Raw genomic sequence first — 16802 nt, 5'->3', positions numbered from 1 at the left:
CGTATCGTCAGGGAATGGGAATGGCGTCGTCCGGCGACGACAACCAGCGGTCGATGATCACCGCCGCAGCCACGGCATCGAGGGCAGCCGCATCGCGGCGGCGCTTGCGCCCTTCGGCGCGCTCGACGGCGAAGCGGCGGGCAGCCTCGACCGAACTGGAACGCTCGTCGATCATCACCACCGGCAGCTTGAAACGTTCCCGCAGCTGGCGGGCAAAGCCCTGCGCGCGCTTGCGGTTGGGCTGGTCCTGGCCGTCCAGGGTCAGCGGATCGCCAACCACCAGGCCATCGGGCTTCCATTCCTTGAGCAGGCGTTCGATCGCTGCCCAGTCGGGACCATTGCCGTGCACATCGACCACGGCCACCGCGCGCGCATGCGCGGCGAACGCACTGCCGATCGCCACACCGATCCGGCGCGAGCCGACGTCGAAACCGAGTACGGTGCCATCGCGACGGATGAGGGCGGGCTCAGACATGGCCGCTGTAATCGGTCAGCCGGAACAGATCGACGCCAATGCGCGAGGCAGCGCCCTGCCAGCGCTGTTCCAGCGGCAGCTGGAACACCAGCTCGGCGTCGGCCGGCACGGTCAGCCAGCTGTTCTCGGACAGCTCGCTTTCCAGCTGGCCGGCACTCCAGCCCGCGCAGCCCAGGGTGACCACGGCGTTGGCCGGGCCTTCGCCGCGCGCCATCGCCTCGAGGATGTCGCGCGAGGTGGTCAGGTACAGGCCATCCCCCACGACCAGGCTGGAATCCCACGCGCGTGCATCGTCATGGATGACGAAGCCACGTTCGGGATGCACCGGCCCGCCATTGAGCACCGGACGCGCCTGCAGGACGCCATCGACGGTGGCGATGTCCATCTGCGCCAGCACTTCGCCCAGGGTGTACTCGGAAGGCTGGTTGACCAGCACCCCCATTGCCCCGTTCTCGTCGTGCTGGCAGATCAGCGCAACGGTACGAGCGAAGGTGGCGTCGATCAGCGACGGCAGCGCCACGAGCAGGTGATTGGCGAGGGAAGTCGGCGTTACTGGCATGGGCGTCATTCTAACCGCTGCGGCCGGATGCGGGCGCGAAGGGATGGGCTAGGATGGCGCTCTTGCAAGGAGGACGACCGGATGCAGCAGGACGCAACGCTGTCATGGCCCACCCGCAGCATGATCGTGTTGATCGCATTGCTGCAGGGGCTGATGCTTTTCGCCGCCCAGGAACTGGCCGATCAATGGCCGTTCCGGGACATCGGCTGGCGCTACTGCTGGTATGCCTGGGTACTGACCGTGCCCACCGCGGTGGCCTTGACGCTGGTTGATCTGAAGGCCTGGCGCCTGTGGCTGCACGCCGGGCTGGCCTCGCTGCTGGTGCTTGCGCTGGCGGCCTGGGCCGCCTGGAACCTGAGCGGAGAAACCGCGCTGTATGCGGCCGGGCTGCAGGTTCCGCTCTCGGTCTGCCTGGCGGTTGCCACGTTCATTGCCCTGCCCTGGTGGCAGTTCCGCCTGCACGCCGGTCATTGGCGGGCCGACTATGGCGCACTGTTCGAACGTGCGTGGCAGAACGGTCTCACGCTGGTGCTGGCGGCGGTGTTCACCGGCTTGACCTGGCTGCTGCTGTGGTTGTGGGCAGCGCTGTTCCGGATGGTCAAGGTCGACTTCTTCCACGAGCTGTTCGGCAGCGACGCCTTCATCGCCCTGGCCACCGGCATGCTGGCGGGCTTCGGCGTGCTGATCGGGCGCACCCAGCATCGCGCGATGCAGATCACCCGTCAGGTGCTGTTCGCGATCTGCCGCGGCCTGCTGCCGCTGCTGTCGTTCATCGCGGTGCTGTTCGTGCTGTCGCTGCCGTTCACCGGGCTGGCGCCGCTGTGGGCTACGCGCTCGGCCGCCAGCCTGCTGCTGGTGCTGGCGGCGCTGCTGATCAGCCTTGCCAACGCGGTCTACCAGCACGACGACGGCACCCCGCCCTACCCGGCCTGGCTGCGCCGGCTGGTCGAGGCCAGTCTGCTGGCATTGCCGATCTACGCCGGTCTGGCGTTGTACGCGATGGCCCTGCGGGTCAGCCAGTACGGCTGGACCCTCTCGCGCTTCTGGGGCTTCGCGGTTGCGGTGCTGATCGCCGGCTATGCCATCGGCTACGCCTTCGCCGCACTGCGCCGGCAGGGGCGTTGGCTGCATCGGCTTGAGCCGGTCAACCGCTGGATGTGCTGGACCGTGCTGGCCACTGCACTGCTGGCCATCTCCCCGGTGATCGACCCGGTACGCATCACCCTGGCCAGCCAGATGAAGCGCCTGCGCGCCGATCCGGCATTGATGACCGCGGACGCGGCAAACCAGCTGCGCTTCGAGTTGGGCCGCCGTGGCGTGCAGGCGCTGCGCACGCTGCAGAAGGCGCCGTCGTTGGCGGCCGACACCCGCGCGTCCAGCATCATCGTGCAGGCACTGGCCCGGCAGAAGCGCGAGTCGCGCTGGGACAACGACATCGACGATGGCGTGCGCGACCTGGCCGACCTGAAGGCACGGATCGTGCTGGCCAAGGGCACCGCATCGCCAGCCGATGACTGGTGGCAGGCAGTACTGGATCGGCGCTTGAGCGCGGGCGATTGCCTGGACGCCGACAAGACCGGCGACAAGCGCTGTGTCGCCCTGCGTCGCGACCTGGACGGCGATGGCGAAGATGAAGTGCTGTTGTGCATGACCAGTCTGTACAGCGGTCCGCGCTGCCAGCTGCACGTGCGTGAACCGGTTGGCTGGAGAAAGGAGGGTGATATTTCCTTCCAGGACGTTGACCAGCGCACTTCGGACGAGGCCCCACAGGCCCTGCGCGATGGCCGCCTGACCGTGCAACCGCCGCGCTGGCCCACGCTGCTGCTTGACGGCGCGGCGGGCCAGTTGGAGATTGATCGCAGCGAAGACCGCGCGGAGGCGGCCACACAATGAGCGGATACTGCCGCATCGCCCCGGGCCACCCGGTGCACGAGTACTACCACGCCAACGAATATGGTTTCCCGCAGCGCGATGAGCGCGAGCTGTTCGAGCGCCTGCTGCTGGAAATCAACCAGGCCGGCCTGAGCTGGGAAACCATCCTGAAGAAGCGCGAGGGGTTCCGCGCGGCCTATGACGCTTTCGACGTCGATCGCGTCGCCGCCTATGCCGAGCAGGACATCGAGCGTCTGCTGTCGGACCCGGGCATCATCCGCAACCGCTTGAAGGTGCTGGCGGCGATCCACAACGCACAGGTGATCCAGCAGCTGCGGCAGAGCCACGGCAGCTTCGCCGCATGGCTGGACGCGCACCACCCGCGCAGCAAGGCTGACTGGGTGAAGCTGTTCAAGAAGACGTTCCGCTTCACCGGCGGCGAGATCACCGGCGAGTTCCTGATGAGCCTGGGCTACCTGCCGGGCGCGCATGCCGAGGACTGCCCGGTGCACGCCAAGCTGCTGAAGCTGGCGCCACCATGGGTGCAGGCATCCCCCCGGTAGTGCCGGCCGCTGGCCGGCAGTGCCCGTGAGCCGTCAGACGCCCATGTAGCGGCCCGGGCGGTGGTTGAACATCAGCACCAGGCTGAGCACCACCGCACCGATGGCCGAGTACATCACCTTCGACGGCGACAGCACGAAGAATGCGGCCACCATCAGGCACGCATCAAAGGACATCTGCACCTTGCCGGCGCTCCAGCCACGGGTGCGCTGCAGGTACACCGCGAGGATGCCGATGCCGCCGAGGCTGGCGCGATGGCGGATGAAGAACAGGATGCCCAGGCCGGACAGCGCACCGCCGACCAGTGCCGAATACAACGGCGCGATATGCGAGAAATCGGCCCAGCGCGGCAGGATATCGGTCAGCAGGCCACAGGCGGTGACCGCCGCGAACGTCTTCAGGGTGAATTCCCAGCCCATGCGGCGCACGGCCACCCAGTAGAACGGCAGATTGACCAGCACGAACACCAGGCCGAAGTTCCAGCCCATGGCGTAGTGCAGCAGGAATGCCATGCCGGCCATGCCGCCGATCATCAGCCCGCCCTTGGCGAAGATGGCCAGGCCCAGCGAGGCCACCAGCATCGCCAGCACCATGCCCTGCACGTCCTCGGCGACCGAGTGGCGCAGTGCCTTCTCATCGGCGGGGGTGCCGGCAACGTCGGGCGGCGGGGTGAGCGGGCCAGCGGTGACCAGGTGGCCGTCAGCGTCGTCGCACGGCGCCGGGCCATGGGATTGGAGGGACATACAGGTGGGGGCACTACGGGTGGGGAGCGGTATTAGACACGATCTGCATGACAGTTGCAGATGAAATCGTTCAGTTGGGAGTTCCGGCGAACGGCGCAGCCCCTCGTGGCTGGGCGGCATACTGCCCCCAAATCTGGCAGTGGGCCGGGCGGGTGGGCTGTGCAGGGGGCGCTGCAAGTACGTCCATGTAAGCTCGGTCGCCGCTTGCTCGTGCGCGCTATCCCGCGCGCACGGCAAGACCGGGGTTGAGCGTCCTGCCCAACCCGCCCGAGGCATGCCTCGGGCCCATGCGGCTCACGCCCCTGCACAGCCCACCCGCCCGGCCTTAGACAATTTCCGCGCGCGTCCAGCCACGTAAAGAGAAAAGAAGAGCAGAAGCGGGTCGCTGCGCTCGGTGGAGCGGTTGTCTCAGCGCTGGGTGGCGAGGTGGTGTGCGACCAGGGCGTTTGCGTGGCCATGGCCCAGCCCGTGCTCGGATTTCAGGACGCTGACCAGTTCCATGTGCTTCAGCCCCGGCCGTTTGGCCAACAGCCCCAGCCAATGCGCGACCGGCTGCCCGTAGGTCTTCTCAATGGAAGGAAAGTAGGACGCCGGGCCCTTGGGTTTGCTGTCGCTGCTCATGTGCTGCTCCCTGTTGTCTGGAAAGTACCCATTCGACGAACCACGGAACCACGAATCGACATGGCGGATTTACAAACCAGCACCGGCACAGCCCGGCACCTATCCACGCATGGCGTGGATCTACGTGTCGACCAAGGTCGACACCCACCAAGAGCAGGCCATGCCATTCCAAAAGATCGCGGGAAACTGTCGAAGGCGGGGTGGGTCCGGTTGCGGGGGTGTCCGCGGCATGGATGCTGCGGCCAAGCCTACAGGGACGTATTCACGGCGTCCCCCGCAACCGGACCCACCCTGCCAAACCCTGGAAACCGATGTTGCTGTTGCTTCGGCTTTTGCTCTTGCTTCGGCTGTTGCTGTTGGGGTTGCCGGCCAGCGGCCGGCACTACCGCGGGCGCCGGGCGCAGCCCGGCCGTATCATCCCCCTCATGCCGCGTGAAAACCTCAACGACCTGCAAGCTTTCGTCCACGTCGCCCGCGAAGGCAGCTTCACCAAGGCCGCCGCCCAGCTGGGCGTCTCCCAGTCCGCCCTCAGCCACGCCATGCGTGGGCTGGAAGAACGGCTGGGCGTGCGCCTGCTGACCCGTACCACCCGCAGCGTCGCCACCACCGAGGCCGGTGCCCGCCTGCTGGAAACCCTTGCCCCGCGCTTGGCCGAGATCGAAGACGAACTGGCCGCACTGGCCGAGTACCGCGAACGCCCCGCAGGCACCATCCGCATCAATGCCACCGGCCACGCCGCTGAATACCTCGCCTGGCCAAGGCTGGCGCCGCTGCTGCAGCAGTACCCGGACCTGAAGGTCGAGCTGACCACCGATTACGGCCTGGCCGACATCGTCGCCGAGCGCTACGACATCGGCATCCGTCTCGGTGAGCGCCTGGCACGCGACATGGTGGCGTTGCCGATCAGCCCGCCGCTGCGCATGCGTGTGGTGGGCGCGCCGTCGTACTTCCACCAGCACGTGGCGCCGGTGCATCCGCACGATCTGGCCGGGCACAACTGCATCACCCTGCGCCTGCCCACCCATGGCGGCCTGATGCCGTGGGATTTCGGCCAGGATGGCAACGAGCTGAGTGTCCGTGTCTCCGGCCAATGGACCTTCAACACCATGGGTATGACGCGGGCGGCAGCACTGGCCGGCAGTGGCCTGGCCTGGCTGCCCGAGGACCAGGTGCAGGCGGCCCTGCAGGAGGGCCGGCTGCAATCAACACTGGATGACTGGTGCCCGCACTTCGACGGCTACTACGCGTACTACCCGTCGCGCCGGCATGTCACCGTGGCGATGCGCACCGTACTCGATGCGCTGCGCGGGCCGATGATGAATTGAGGGGTGCGGACCAACGGTCCGCACCCACCGCAGAACGCACCCAGCGCGATCAGCCCTTGGCCTGCGCCGCACGCTGCGCGTTGTAGCGCTCGCCGACGATGGCAATTTCCTGCAGTGTCTGCGCGATGCGCTCCAGCTCGGCCGGCGACAACTGCAGGTCGGCGGCGGCCAGGTTCTCTTCCAGGCGATGGATCTTGGTCGTACCCGGAATCGGCACGATCCACGGCGCCTGCGCCAGCAGCCAGGCCAGCGCGACCTGTGCCGGGGTGGCACCGCGCGCCGCCGCGATCGTGGTGATGCGATCAACCAGCGCTTGATTGGCCCGGCGCGCTTCCACTTCAAAGCGCGGCACGGTGTTGCGGAAGTCGTTGTCGGCGAAGGTCGTGTCGGCGTTGATCGCGCCGGTCAGGAAACCGCGACCCAGCGGACTGAACGGGACGAAGCCGATGCCCAGTTCCTGCAGCGCCGGCAGCAGTTCGCGCTCCGGCTCGCGCCACCACAGCGAGTACTCGCTCTGCACTGCAGCCACCGGTTGCACGGCATGGGCACGACGCACCGTGGCGGCACTGGCTTCGGACAAACCGAAGTGGCGCACCTTGCCCTCGGCGATCAGGTCACGCACGGTACCGGCGACGTCCTCGATCGGCACGTTCGGATCCACACGGTGCTGGTAGAACAGGTCGATATGGTCCGTGCGCAGGCGCTTGAGGCTGGCTTCGGCCACTGCGCGGATGTTCTCCGGGCGACTATCCAGGCCGGTGTCGACCTGTGCGTCCTTGAAGCCGAACTTGGTGGCGATCACCAGCTTGTCGCGGTGCGGCGCCAGCGCTTTGCCGAGCAGATCTTCGTTGGTATACGGCCCATAGACTTCGGCGGTGTCGAAGAAGGTCACGCCGCGTTCGACCGCCGCATGCAGCAGGGCGATGCCTTGGCTCTGCTCGACGGCGGGACCGTAGCCGTGGCTCAGGCCCATGCAGCCCAGGCCCAGGGCGGAGACTTTCAGGCCGCTGCGGCCGAGTTCACGTGTCTGCATCGTCGTGCTCCAGTAGGGGAGCGATGACGATACGCCTGCAGGACCGGCGGATTGAATGACCTGGATGGCAGTCGGTCATGACTGGATTTCATGAATGCCGACCTGCCATCCATCTCACTGGCGCCGGTGACCGGCGCCTTGCTTACCGGACCTCTGAAATCTCCACCCCGTCCAGCCCCTGTGACAGGGTGCGGGCATCGCCGCCCTGGCTGAGCTTGATGCGCAGGCGCACTTCGTTCTGCGAATCGGCGTAGCGCAGTGCGTCCTCGTAGCTGATCTCACCGGCCTGGTACAGCTCGAACAGGCTCTGGTCGAAGGTCTTCATGCCCAGCTGGACCGATTCCTTCATCAGCTCCTTCAGCTTGTGGATCTCGCCGTCGCGGATGTAGTCCTGCACCAGCGGCGTGCCCAGCAGGATCTCCATCGCGACCTTGCGCGAGCGGCCATCCGGCGACGGAATCAACTGCTGCGCGACCACGCCCTTGAGGTTCAGCGACAGATCCATCAGCAGCTGGTTGCGGCGATCTTCCGGGAAGAAGTTGACGATGCGGTCCATCGCCTGGTTGGCATTGTTGGCGTGCAGCGTGCACAGCACCAGGTGACCGGTTTCGGCGAAGGCGATGGCGTGGTCCATGCCCTCACGGGTACGCACCTCGCCGATCATGATCACGTCCGGCGCCTGGCGCAGGGTGTTCTTCAGCGCGGCTTCCCAGCTGTCGGTATCGATGCCGACTTCGCGCTGGGTGATGATGCAGCCCTCGTGCTTGTGCACGAATTCGATCGGGTCTTCGATGGTGATGATGTGCCCGGTCGAATTCTGGTTGCGGTAGCCGATCATCGCTGCCAGCGACGTGGATTTACCGGTACCGGTAGCGCCGACGAACAGGATGATGCCGCGCTTGGTCATCGCCAGCGTCTTGATGATCGGCGGCAGGCTCAGCTCTTCCACGGTCGGGATGCGCGTCTCGATGCGACGCAGCACCATGCCGACCTGGTTGCGCTGGTAGAAGCAGCTCACACGGAAGCGGCCGACACCGGACAGGCCGATGGCGAAGTTGCATTCGTGGGTCTTTTCGAATTCCTCTCGCTGCGCCGGCGTCATCACGTTCAGCACCAGGTCGCGGCTCTGCTGCGGCGTCAGCGGGGTCTGGGTGATCGGCGAGATCTTGCCGTTGACCTTGATCGCCGGCGGCATGCCAGCGGTGATGAACAGGTCCGAGGCGCGCTGGTGCGCCATCAGCTTGAGGAACGAAGTGAAATCAATGGTGGACGCGGTGGTGTTCACGGCGGGCTCCCAATGGGGCATGTACCAGGAATCGATCGGTGGAGGAAACAGCGCGGGGCCGGCGGCGTAGTGCTGCGCCCTGCCCCGCCATTGCCCCGCCTTACTCGAACAGACGCTTGTCCTTGGCGTATTCGCGGGCCTGGTTGCGGGTGATCAGGCTGCGCTTGACCAGGTCCTGCAGGTGCTGGTCCAGGGTCATCATGCCGTACTGCTGGCCGGTCTGGATGGCCGAATACATCTGCGCCACCTTGTCCTCGCGGATCAGGTTGCGGATGGCCGGGGTGCCGACCATGATTTCCCAGGCGGCGGTACGACCACCACCAACCTTCTTCAGCAGCGCCTGCGAAATGACCGCGCGCAGCGATTCGGACAGCATCGAGCGCACCATCGGCTTTTCGCCGGCCGGGAACACGTCGATGATGCGGTCGATGGTCTTGGCTGCCGAACTGGTATGCAGGGTGCCGAACACCAGGTGGCCGGTTTCCGCGGCGGTCAGCGCCAGGCGGATGGTTTCCAGGTCACGCAGTTCGCCGACCAGGATGATGTCCGGGTCCTCACGCAGCGCCGAGCGCAGCGCCTCGTTGAAGCCGTGCGTATCGCGATGCACTTCGCGCTGGTTGATCAGGCACTTCTGCGAGGTGTGCACGAATTCGATCGGATCCTCGACGGTGAGGATATGCCCGTATTCGTTCTTGTTGATGTAGTCGATCATCGCCGCCAGCGTGGTCGACTTGCCCGAACCGGTCGGGCCGGTTACCAGGATCAGGCCCTGCGGCTGCTGGATCACCTCGCGGAACAGCGGCGGGCAGGCCAGGTCTTCCAGGGTCAGCACTTCGGACGGAATGGTACGGAACACCGCACCGGCGCCACGGTTCTGGTTGAACGCGTTGACACGGAAGCGCGCCAGCGACGGGATCTCGAAGGAGAAGTCGACTTCGAGGAATTCCTCGTAATCGCGGCGCTGCTTGTCGGACATGATGTCGTACACCAGCGCGTGGACCTGCTTGTGGTCCAGGGCTGGAATGTTGATCCGGCGAACATCGCCGTCCACGCGGATCATCGGCGGCAGGCCTGCGGACAGATGCAGGTCGGACGCTTTGTTCTTTACGGAAAACGCCAACAGCTCGGCGATATCCATGAGCGGCTACTCCCCAATAACGGCTTCGACTGGAAGGATCTTTCCCCGGGCGGCAGTATAGCCTCCTGATTGAACGGAACGCGTTACGTGGCCACTCCCCTGCCCCAGATCCTGAGCAACCTGCACAACGCCGCCGATGCCGCCGGGCGGCCACCGCCGCGCCTGCTGGCGGTGTCCAAGACCCAGCCGGCCGAGGCTGTCGCGGCCCTTGCCGCGCAGGGCCAGACCGCCTTCGGCGAGAACTACGTGCAGGAAGCGCTGGCCAAGATGCAGGAACTGCAGCAGCTGGGCCTGGAATGGCATCTGATCGGCCACCTGCAGTCGAACAAGGCCGAGCCGGTCGCCACGCACTTCGACTGGGTGCAGAGCGTGGACCGGCCCAAGCTGGTCACCGCCCTGGCCCGCTACCGCCCCGCTGAACGCGGCCCGCTGAACGTGCTCATCCAGGTCAACATCGACGACGAATCGAGCAAGCACGGTTGTGTGCCGGAGGACGTGGAGGCGCTGGCCGCGGCCATCGCCGCCGAACCCAATCTGCGGTTGCGCGGCCTGATGGCGATTCCTGCGCCGTGGCCCGAGGCCGAGCGCCGGCGCGATGCGTTCGTGCGCATGCGCACACTTTTCGAGGCGCTGGCCGCCCGTCATCCGCAGGTGGACACCCTGTCGATGGGCATGAGCAGCGACTACGCTGAAGCCATTGCCGAAGGTGCCACCCTGGTACGCATCGGCACCGCCCTGTTTGGCGCGCGTCCGCGCCCGGCCTGATTCCAAGGAGATTCCCATGGCAGCTGATTCCATCACCTTCATCGGCGGCGGCAACATGGCCCGCAGCCTGATCGCCGGCCTGATCCGGCAGGGCATGCCGGCCGCGCACATCCACGTGGCCGAACCGGTGGCCGAACTGCGAGAAGCACTCGCTGCCGATTTCGGCGTGCAGACGCATGACAACGCGACCGACGCGGCGGCACAGGGCGATACGTGGCTGCTGGCGGTGAAGCCGCAGGTGCTGCGCGATGTCTGCCAGTCACTGCAGGGGCTGGCGCAGGCGCAGAAACCCTTGGTGATTTCGATCGCCGCCGGCATCACCAGCCCGCAGCTGCAGCGCTGGCTGGGGGGCTCCCTGCCGGTGGTGCGCGCGATGCCCAACACCCCGGCCCTGCTCGGTGCCGGGGTTACCGGCCTGTATGCAACGCCGTCGGTGGATGCGCAGCAGCATGCGCAGGCCGAACGGGTTCTGGCCAGCGCTGGACGCACGGTGTGGATTGACGACGAAGCGCAGATGGATTCGGTCACCGCCGTATCCGGCAGTGGCCCGGCCTATGTGTTCCTGCTGGCAGAAGCGATGGAAGCGGCGGGGATCGCACAGGGCCTGCCCGCAGAGGCGGCGCGCACGCTGGTGGTGCAGACGCTGCTGGGCGCTTCGCGCATGCTGGACGAAGCGGGTGAAAGCCCCGCCGAACTGCGTCGCCGGGTGACCTCGCCGAACGGCACCACGCAGGCGGCGATCGAGAACTTCCAGGCCGGCGGGTTTGAAGCGCTGGTGGAAAAGGCCCTGCGTGCGGCGCAGGTGCGCGGGCAGGAATTGTCAGCGGCCAATGATTGAAACAGGTGTGCCGACCAACGGTCGGCACCCACCGTCATCCACGCGCGGCGTGGACCTACGTTCCCAGCTTCGCCATGACGAAATCGACGAAACACTGCAGCCGCGGTCGAGGGCGACGGTCGGGCAGATAGATCAGGTGCATCGGCCTTGGCTCGGGCAGAGAGTCGCGCAGCAGTGGCTTCAATCGTCCTGCCGCGATTTCACCGGCAAGCAGTGCAGTCGGCTGCAGCACCAGACCCGCACCCGCCACGGCCGCTTCGCGCAGCGCGTAACCGTCATTGCTGGTCAGCCGCGCTTCCCAGTCCACCTGTTCGCCATTGGCCAACTGCCAGCCGTGCCCACCGCGCCAGGCCAGGTGGCTCAGGCAATCATGTCCTTCAAGATCGGCAGGCGTGCGCGGCGTGCCGCGGCGGCGCAGGTACGCCGGTGATGCGCACAGGCTCATCGCATACGGCGGCAGCGGCCGCGCCACCAGTTCCTGTGATGGCAGCGGGCCAACGCGGATCGCTGCATCAAAGCCATCCTCGATCAGATCGATGCGGCGATTGCTCAGGTCCAGCTCGATGTTCAACAGCGGCTGTGCCCGCAGCAGCTCGGCCAGCAATGGCGCCAGGACACAACTGCCCCAGGTGGTCGGCGCACTGACCCGCAACAGCCCGCGTGGCTGCACCTGCAGCCCGGCCACGTCGGCCTCGGCTTGCTGCACCTGTTCCAGCACCTGCCGGCAACCGGCCAGATAGGCATTGCCGGCTTCGGTCAGTCGTTGGCGCCGGGTGTTCCGCTGCAGCAGCGCGGTGCCCAGATGCGCTTCCAGCTGCTGGATGTACTTGCCGACCATCACCGCCGAGACCTGCAGCTGGCTGGCCGCAGCGGAAAAACTGCCGTGCTCGGCCACGGCGACGAAGGCCTGCATGCAGCGCAAAGTGTCCATTGCAAACCGATGGTTAGGAATATGCGAATGATACGCCCATTACCAAACTACCCAGTGACGGCGCAGACTGCGTCCATTCCCTCTCGCAAGGAGCTGTCATGAAGATTCTTCTCGTCGGTGCCAGCGGCACCCTCGGCCAGGCCGTTGCCCGCCACCTGGGCCAGCAGCACGACATCCTCGCAGCCGGCCGCCGCAGCGGCAGCCTGCGCGTGGACCTCACCGACGACGCCAGCGTGCGCGAGCTGTTCGCGCAGACCGGCCCGGTCGATGCAGTGATTTCCACCACCGGCAAGCTGCATTTCGGCCCCCTGCAGCAGATGACACCCGAGCAGTTCAACGTCGGCCTGCAGGACAAGCTGCTCGGCCAGGTGCGTCTTGCGCTGGCGGCGCAGCACCACCTCAACGCGGGCGGCTCGATCACCCTGACCAGTGGCATCGTCAGCGCGCAGCCGATCCGCGATGGTGCCAATGCCACCGCCGTCAACCATGCACTGGAAGGTTTCGTACGCGCGGCGGCGCTGGAGCTGCTGCCGCGCGGGCTGCGCATCAACGTGGTCAGCCCGAACGTGCTGGTGGAATCGATGGAGGCCTACGGTCCGTACTTCCCCGGCTTTGAAGCAGTAACCGCACAGCGCGCGGCGCTGGCATTCCAGCGCGCGGTGGAAGGCATCCAGAGCGGCGAAACCATCACTGTCTGGTAACGAGCGTGCCGGCCAGGGTCGGCACCCACCAGCACGGTCAGCCCCAGCGCATCGGGCCGTCGCCGCGTTCGCCGAGCACGTCCTCCGGGTTGGCCAGGCGGCAACGCTTCAGTGACAGGCAGCCGCAGCCGATGCAGCCGGTCAGCTCGTCACGCAGCAGCTGCAGCATGTGGATGCGTTCTTCGAGCTCCACCTGCCAGCGTGCCGACAGCTTGGCCCAGTCGGCCTTGGTCGGCGCCCGCCCCTGCGGCAGGCTCTCGAACGCACGCGCCACCGCTTCCAGCGGCATGCCCACGCGCTGCGCCACGCGGATCACCGCCAGCCGCCGCAGCACGTCGCGGGCGTAGCGGCGCTGGTTGCCCGACGTGCGCAGGCTGCTGATCAACCCCTTGCGCTCGTAGAAATGCAGCGCAGAGACCGCCACGCCACTGCGGCGGGCGACATCGCCGACGCTCATGTCCTGTGCCAGCATCGATTGACCTCAACTTTGGTTGAGGTGGCATGCTGCTACCATCGCCGCCAGATGACAAGCGCGGCCCGTCCGCCACCCGCAGGAACCCGATGCCCTCCCCCGCTGCCACGGCCGATCCGGTCGATTCCTCCATCCTGTCCGCGCGCTACCGCGCTACCACCGTGGGCATGGTCGCCCTGGTCTCCCTGCATGCCTTCGAGGCGCTGGCGGTAGCCGCCGCGATGCCCACCGTGGCCGAGGCATTGGACGGCCTGCGCCTGTATGCGCTGGCCTTCGGTGGCACCTTGGCCACCAGCGTGATCGGCATGACCCTGGCCGGCCGCTGGGCCGACCGCCACGGGCCGGCACGGCCGTTGTGGTGGGGCCTGGCCTGCTTCGTACTGGGCCTGCTGCTGGCTGGCTTCGCGATGCGCATGGGCATGCTGGTGGCCGGCCGTCTGCTGCAGGGCCTCGGCGCCGGTGCCATTTCGGTCTCGCTGTACGTGATGGTCGGCCGTACCTATCCCGAACATCTGCGGCCGAAGGTATTCGCCGCGTTCTCCGCCGGTTGGGTGGTGCCCTCGATGATCGGCCCGGCACTGAGCGGGGTGATCGTGCAGCATCTGGGCTGGCGCTGGGTGTTCCTGGCGGTGCCGCTGCTGGCGATACCGGCCGGCCTGCTGCTGCGACCGGCGCTGGCGCGCATGCAGGCTGCAGCCACGGATGTTGCCGATGATGGCCGCAGCAATATCGTGCGCTGGGCCAGCGGCGCCTCCCTCGCCGCCCTGCTGCTGTATCTGGGTGGGCAGCAACAGGGCGTGCCGGCACTGGTGTGCATCGGCGTGGCGATGCTGGCGCTGTTGTTCTGCGTACATCGACTGTTGCCCGCCGGCACCCTGCGCCTGCGCCGCGGCCTGCCCAGCGTGATCGCATTGCGCGGAGTGGCCGCTGCCGCGTTCTTCGCCTGCGAGGCCTACCTGCCCCTGCTGCTGCAGCGCGAGCGTGGGCTGTCGCCCAGCTGGGCCGGTGCCGTGCTGAGCCTGGGTGCACTGGGCTGGTTCACTGGCTCGTGGCTGCAGGGTCACCAGCAGCGCGGCTGGTCTCGGCAGCAACTGCTGCGCGTGGGCACGCCGCTGATGACCGTGGGCATCGCCGCGACACTGGCGGTGCTGTTCACTGCGGTACCACTGCCGGTCGCACTGGTCGGCTGGACGCTGACCGGCTTCGGCATGGGCATGATCTACGCCAGCCTGTCGGTGCTGACGTTGTCACTATCACCGCCGCACGAGCAAGGCGCGAACACCTCGGCCCTGCAGTTGAGCGAAGCGCTGTCGGTGACCACCGCACTGGCGGTATCCGGCGCGCTGTTCGCGTTGTTCGTGGAAAGCGCCCCGCATACCGGTTACATCCTGTGTTTGGCCATCACCCTGGGCCTGGCCGCGTTCGCCACCGTGATTGCACGTCGCGTGTAGACGGAGACGCAGGTTCCGCCGGGGCGCGCCCGGCGGACGCCGCGATCAGGGCTTCGCCACCGTGCCCACTTCATCGATGTCCTGGTGCAGGATGCGGCGCACTTCCAGCACCGCCTGCGGGGTTTCCTGCACGCTGTGACCGGAAATGATCACCTTCTCCGACAGCGCGCCGGGCAGGTGCGAACTCCAGTACGGCACCAGCCCATCATCGGACTTCTCCACCGGCAGTTCCGGCTTGCGCTGGGCGATGATCGAGTGGTACTTCAGGCCCGGCGTGATCGGCAGCTGTGCAGCGGCTTTCACGAACGGGTCGCTGGCCTTGAGGTTGTCGATGCTGTTGGGGATCTTCGGCTTGGCCGTGCCATCCACCTGCTGCTCGGCCTGCGCCAGCGCCAGGAACACATCCTCGAACTTGCCGAGGATGGTCAGCGGCAGGCGAACCAGGCGGCCGATCAGGCGACCGACCTTGTTACCGGCGATGTCCGTGCCCTGGTGCGGGGCCGCGATGAAGATCGCTCGCTCCACGTTCGGTTCGGCCTTGAAGTGCAGCAGCGGACCGAGCTTGGACTGCACCCGCTTCAGGCGTTCGCCCTTCAGGTCATAGTTGGCCAGCAGATCGTTCCACAGCACGTCGCCCGAGTCGCTGACCAGCAGCCGCGCCAGCACGCCGCCCATGCTGTGGCCGATATAGACCATGTCCTTGGAGGCACGCGTGCTGCCGTTCGGGTCGAAGTGCTTCAACGTGTCGTTGAATGCGTTGGCGATCTCATAGCGGTTCAGCGCGATCGGCGCATTGGTCGGGTAGTACACCTGCCACACCTGGAACTGCTGGCGCAGTTCGGGGTCACCCATGATCTCGTTGGCCAGGTTCACCCACGCTTCCGGGCTGCTGCCCAGGCCATGCAGCATGAAGATGATGCGGCGGTTCGGATCCCACGGCTGCATCAGGTAGATGTGCGGCTCGCCGATGCCCTCGCTCATGCCGAACAGGGTACGCAGCGACTGCGTGGCGAACCCGCTCTGCGCCAGCCACAGGCCGTAGGCGGCAGTGAAGTTGCCCGCCAGCGGCACCTCTTCGCCATGCAGGCTGATGCGCTCGGTCGCCTCCGGCGAATAGCCATCCAGCAGCACCTGGCGGGTGCGCATCACGTCTTCCAGCGTGTTGCCTTCAAAACGCAGCAATGCGGTGACGTTGATCGAGGACATCTCGCTGTACTCGGGCACCGAATCGTCGTGCTGGTGGCGTCGTCCACGGCGGGTGCCGTCTTCCTGGTCGTCCTTCGTGGCCTGCGCCTGTGCCGTTTCGGCCTTGGCCCCTTCCGCGGCGACCGCCGGCACCACCAGCTTCGGCGGGTCCATCACCATCACCAGCTCGGCGCCGAAACCATCGCGGCGATAAGTGCTGCGCATGCCCACGAAACTGACGGTGCCTGCCGGCACCAGCTGCTTGGGGATGCTCTTCAGCGACAGCCGCTGGAAATCGGACGCCAGCGTCCAGCTGCCCGCCGACACCGGCTTGGTGTAGTCCTCGCCGGCCAATGCGGCGGCACGAGCGCGCGCGAACAACACCACGGCGGCCTTCTCGGCAGCGTAGTTGTAGTAATCGCGCACCTGCGTCTGCCGGTCCTCGAATGCGCGATCGGAGGGTGAGCGTCCGCTGTAGAACAGATAGGCGTAGCCATAGCGCGCCGCCTCCAGCCACGCATCCAGCGCCGCATCGCTCATCGGCGGCTCGTTGGCCGCCTGCTTCTTCGGCGTCATTGCCAGAGCGGCCTTCACCCACAGCTCGGACAGCGTCGACAAGCGCTGTTCGACGTTGAGGTCATCGGTCATCAACAGTGTACTGCGGCAGACCAGGAAGTCCTTCTCGCACTGCGATTCGTCCAGTCCGGCCGCACTCAGCGTCTCGCGCGAGGCGGGGCTGAGCTTGCCGGTGTTGAGCACGTCGGCACGCTTGTTGACCAGGTAATCGCTGGACGCCACCTGCTTGACGGTGACCATCGCGCAGCCGCTGCCCCCCATCAGCAGGAAG

The 16802-nt window shown here is 66.7% G+C and carries 17 protein-coding genes; 7 read left to right on the top strand and 10 right to left on the bottom strand.

Translation table 11 applies throughout. The annotated features are described in order from the left end of the window. Positions 1-7: 7 nt before the first annotated feature. Both ruvX and MRBLST15_RS19900 read right to left on the bottom strand, forming a co-directional pair. On the bottom strand, positions 8-475 hold the full coding sequence (gene ruvX / locus MRBLST15_RS19905; RefSeq protein WP_025874031.1) for a Holliday junction resolvase RuvX: 468 nt from the start codon (positions 473-475) through the stop codon (positions 8-10). Then, positions 468-1034 carry a YqgE/AlgH family protein gene (locus tag MRBLST15_RS19900; protein WP_165376445.1) on the bottom strand — a complete coding sequence of 189 codons (567 nt, stop codon included), beginning with the start codon at positions 1032-1034 and terminating at the stop codon, positions 468-470. Before MRBLST15_RS19900 ends, ruvX begins: the two co-directional genes overlap by 8 nt. An 81-nt stretch (positions 1035-1115) precedes the next feature. Here MRBLST15_RS19900 and MRBLST15_RS19895 point away from each other — a divergent pair, with 81 nt between their 5' ends. Both MRBLST15_RS19895 and MRBLST15_RS19890 read left to right on the top strand, forming a co-directional pair. Next, the gene (locus tag MRBLST15_RS19895) at positions 1116-2927 is read left to right on the top strand and encodes a DUF4153 domain-containing protein (RefSeq protein WP_367787540.1); all 1812 of its coding nucleotides are present in this window, start codon (positions 1116-1118) and stop codon (positions 2925-2927) included. Continuing rightward, entirely contained in the window at positions 2924-3469 is a 546-nt protein-coding gene (locus tag MRBLST15_RS19890; protein WP_312704541.1) for a DNA-3-methyladenine glycosylase I, read from the top strand. The genes MRBLST15_RS19895 and MRBLST15_RS19890 overlap by 4 nt, the downstream gene beginning before the upstream one ends. Positions 3470-3502: 33 nt before the next feature. Here MRBLST15_RS19890 and MRBLST15_RS19885 read toward each other — a convergent pair whose 3' ends face one another. Both MRBLST15_RS19885 and MRBLST15_RS19880 read right to left on the bottom strand, forming a co-directional pair. Continuing rightward, positions 3503-4210 (bottom strand): YitT family protein, encoded by a 708-nt coding sequence (locus tag MRBLST15_RS19885; RefSeq protein ID WP_099819252.1) that lies wholly within the window; start codon positions 4208-4210, stop codon positions 3503-3505. A gap of 408 nt (positions 4211-4618) precedes the next feature. Further along, positions 4619-4831, bottom strand: coding sequence for a DUF4287 domain-containing protein (locus MRBLST15_RS19880; protein ID WP_312704542.1), 213 nt, complete (start codon positions 4829-4831; stop codon positions 4619-4621). 425 nt (positions 4832-5256) lie between these two features. Between MRBLST15_RS19880 and MRBLST15_RS19875 the strand changes: the two genes are divergently transcribed. Next, complete coding sequence (locus MRBLST15_RS19875; protein ID WP_367787537.1) at positions 5257-6156, top strand: LysR substrate-binding domain-containing protein; 900 nt, start codon at positions 5257-5259, stop codon at positions 6154-6156. Between the two features lie 49 nt (positions 6157-6205). On the opposite strand, the gene MRBLST15_RS19870 is transcribed toward MRBLST15_RS19875, so the two are convergent. The 3 genes from MRBLST15_RS19870 to MRBLST15_RS19860 form a co-directional block, all read right to left on the bottom strand. Further along, positions 6206-7189: an aldo/keto reductase gene (locus tag MRBLST15_RS19870; RefSeq protein ID WP_100463493.1), complete on the bottom strand. Its 984-nt coding sequence runs from the start codon at positions 7187-7189 to the stop codon at positions 6206-6208. A 142-nt stretch (positions 7190-7331) separates the two neighbouring features. Next, positions 7332-8495 (bottom strand): PilT/PilU family type 4a pilus ATPase, encoded by a 1164-nt coding sequence (locus tag MRBLST15_RS19865; RefSeq protein ID WP_312704703.1) that lies wholly within the window; start codon positions 8493-8495, stop codon positions 7332-7334. Positions 8496-8574: 79 nt separating this feature from the next. Further along, complete coding sequence (locus MRBLST15_RS19860; RefSeq protein WP_004147099.1) at positions 8575-9612, bottom strand: type IV pilus twitching motility protein PilT; 1038 nt, start codon at positions 9610-9612, stop codon at positions 8575-8577. Positions 9613-9699: 87 nt separating this feature from the next. Here MRBLST15_RS19860 and MRBLST15_RS19855 point away from each other — a divergent pair, with 87 nt between their 5' ends. Both MRBLST15_RS19855 and proC read left to right on the top strand, forming a co-directional pair. Beyond that, entirely contained in the window at positions 9700-10377 is a 678-nt protein-coding gene (locus MRBLST15_RS19855) for a YggS family pyridoxal phosphate-dependent enzyme (RefSeq protein WP_100465689.1), read from the top strand. 16 nt (positions 10378-10393) lie between these two features. Next, positions 10394-11215 (top strand): pyrroline-5-carboxylate reductase, encoded by an 822-nt coding sequence (proC, locus tag MRBLST15_RS19850; protein ID WP_265954696.1) that lies wholly within the window; start codon positions 10394-10396, stop codon positions 11213-11215. Between the two features lie 55 nt (positions 11216-11270). Here the strand turns inward: proC and MRBLST15_RS19845 are convergent, their stop codons facing one another. Beyond that, positions 11271-12146: a LysR family transcriptional regulator gene (locus MRBLST15_RS19845; protein ID WP_312704701.1), complete on the bottom strand. Its 876-nt coding sequence runs from the start codon at positions 12144-12146 to the stop codon at positions 11271-11273. A gap of 98 nt (positions 12147-12244) precedes the next feature. On the opposite strand from MRBLST15_RS19845, the gene MRBLST15_RS19840 reads away from it, so the two are divergent. After that, on the top strand, positions 12245-12847 hold the full coding sequence (locus MRBLST15_RS19840) for a short chain dehydrogenase (protein ID WP_165376438.1): 603 nt from the start codon (positions 12245-12247) through the stop codon (positions 12845-12847). A gap of 37 nt (positions 12848-12884) precedes the next feature. Here MRBLST15_RS19840 and soxR read toward each other — a convergent pair whose 3' ends face one another. After that, positions 12885-13319: a redox-sensitive transcriptional activator SoxR gene (gene soxR / locus MRBLST15_RS19835; protein ID WP_230109663.1), complete on the bottom strand. Its 435-nt coding sequence runs from the start codon at positions 13317-13319 to the stop codon at positions 12885-12887. 29 nt (positions 13320-13348) lie between these two features. Here soxR and MRBLST15_RS19830 point away from each other — a divergent pair, with 29 nt between their 5' ends. Then, the gene (locus MRBLST15_RS19830) at positions 13349-14770 is read left to right on the top strand and encodes an MFS transporter (protein WP_367787531.1); all 1422 of its coding nucleotides are present in this window, start codon (positions 13349-13351) and stop codon (positions 14768-14770) included. A gap of 45 nt (positions 14771-14815) precedes the next feature. Here MRBLST15_RS19830 and MRBLST15_RS19825 read toward each other — a convergent pair whose 3' ends face one another. After that, positions 14816-16792, bottom strand: coding sequence for an esterase/lipase family protein (locus MRBLST15_RS19825; protein ID WP_414716165.1), 1977 nt, complete (start codon positions 16790-16792; stop codon positions 14816-14818). Positions 16793-16802: the final 10 nt, after the last annotated feature.

Source organism: Stenotrophomonas sp. LST15-1-1.1, from assembly GCF_040815575.1.
Classification (GTDB): domain Bacteria; phylum Pseudomonadota; class Gammaproteobacteria; order Xanthomonadales; family Xanthomonadaceae; genus Stenotrophomonas; species Stenotrophomonas lactitubi_B.
Note: the sequence above shows the minus strand (reverse complement) of the source record. Positions and strands in the feature narration are given on the sequence as shown.

Excerpts from the sequence above, each read along its gene's own strand:
- ruvX (WP_025874031.1), bottom strand. The coding sequence starts at position 475 with ATGTCTGAGCCCGCCCTCATCCGTCGCGATGGCACCGTACTCGGTTTC.
- MRBLST15_RS19900 (WP_165376445.1), bottom strand. The coding sequence starts at position 1,034 with ATGCCAGTAACGCCGACTTCCCTCGCCAATCACCTGCTCGTGGCGCTG.
- MRBLST15_RS19895 (WP_367787540.1), top strand. The coding sequence starts at position 1,116 with ATGCAGCAGGACGCAACGCTGTCATGGCCCACCCGCAGCATGATCGTG.
- MRBLST15_RS19890 (WP_312704541.1), top strand. The coding sequence starts at position 2,924 with ATGAGCGGATACTGCCGCATCGCCCCGGGCCACCCGGTGCACGAGTAC.
- MRBLST15_RS19885 (WP_099819252.1), bottom strand. The coding sequence starts at position 4,210 with ATGTCCCTCCAATCCCATGGCCCGGCGCCGTGCGACGACGCTGACGGC.
- MRBLST15_RS19880 (WP_312704542.1), bottom strand. The coding sequence starts at position 4,831 with ATGAGCAGCGACAGCAAACCCAAGGGCCCGGCGTCCTACTTTCCTTCC.
- MRBLST15_RS19875 (WP_367787537.1), top strand. The coding sequence starts at position 5,257 with ATGCCGCGTGAAAACCTCAACGACCTGCAAGCTTTCGTCCACGTCGCC.
- MRBLST15_RS19870 (WP_100463493.1), bottom strand. The coding sequence starts at position 7,189 with ATGCAGACACGTGAACTCGGCCGCAGCGGCCTGAAAGTCTCCGCCCTG.
- MRBLST15_RS19865 (WP_312704703.1), bottom strand. The coding sequence starts at position 8,495 with ATGCCCCATTGGGAGCCCGCCGTGAACACCACCGCGTCCACCATTGAT.
- MRBLST15_RS19860 (WP_004147099.1), bottom strand. The coding sequence starts at position 9,612 with ATGGATATCGCCGAGCTGTTGGCGTTTTCCGTAAAGAACAAAGCGTCC.
- proC (WP_265954696.1), top strand. The coding sequence starts at position 10,394 with ATGGCAGCTGATTCCATCACCTTCATCGGCGGCGGCAACATGGCCCGC.
- MRBLST15_RS19845 (WP_312704701.1), bottom strand. The coding sequence starts at position 12,146 with ATGGACACTTTGCGCTGCATGCAGGCCTTCGTCGCCGTGGCCGAGCAC.
- MRBLST15_RS19840 (WP_165376438.1), top strand. The coding sequence starts at position 12,245 with ATGAAGATTCTTCTCGTCGGTGCCAGCGGCACCCTCGGCCAGGCCGTT.
- soxR (WP_230109663.1), bottom strand. The coding sequence starts at position 13,319 with ATGCTGGCACAGGACATGAGCGTCGGCGATGTCGCCCGCCGCAGTGGC.
- MRBLST15_RS19830 (WP_367787531.1), top strand. The coding sequence starts at position 13,349 with ATGCTGCTACCATCGCCGCCAGATGACAAGCGCGGCCCGTCCGCCACC.
- MRBLST15_RS19825 (WP_414716165.1), bottom strand. The coding sequence starts at position 16,792 with ATGGGGGGCAGCGGCTGCGCGATGGTCACCGTCAAGCAGGTGGCGTCC.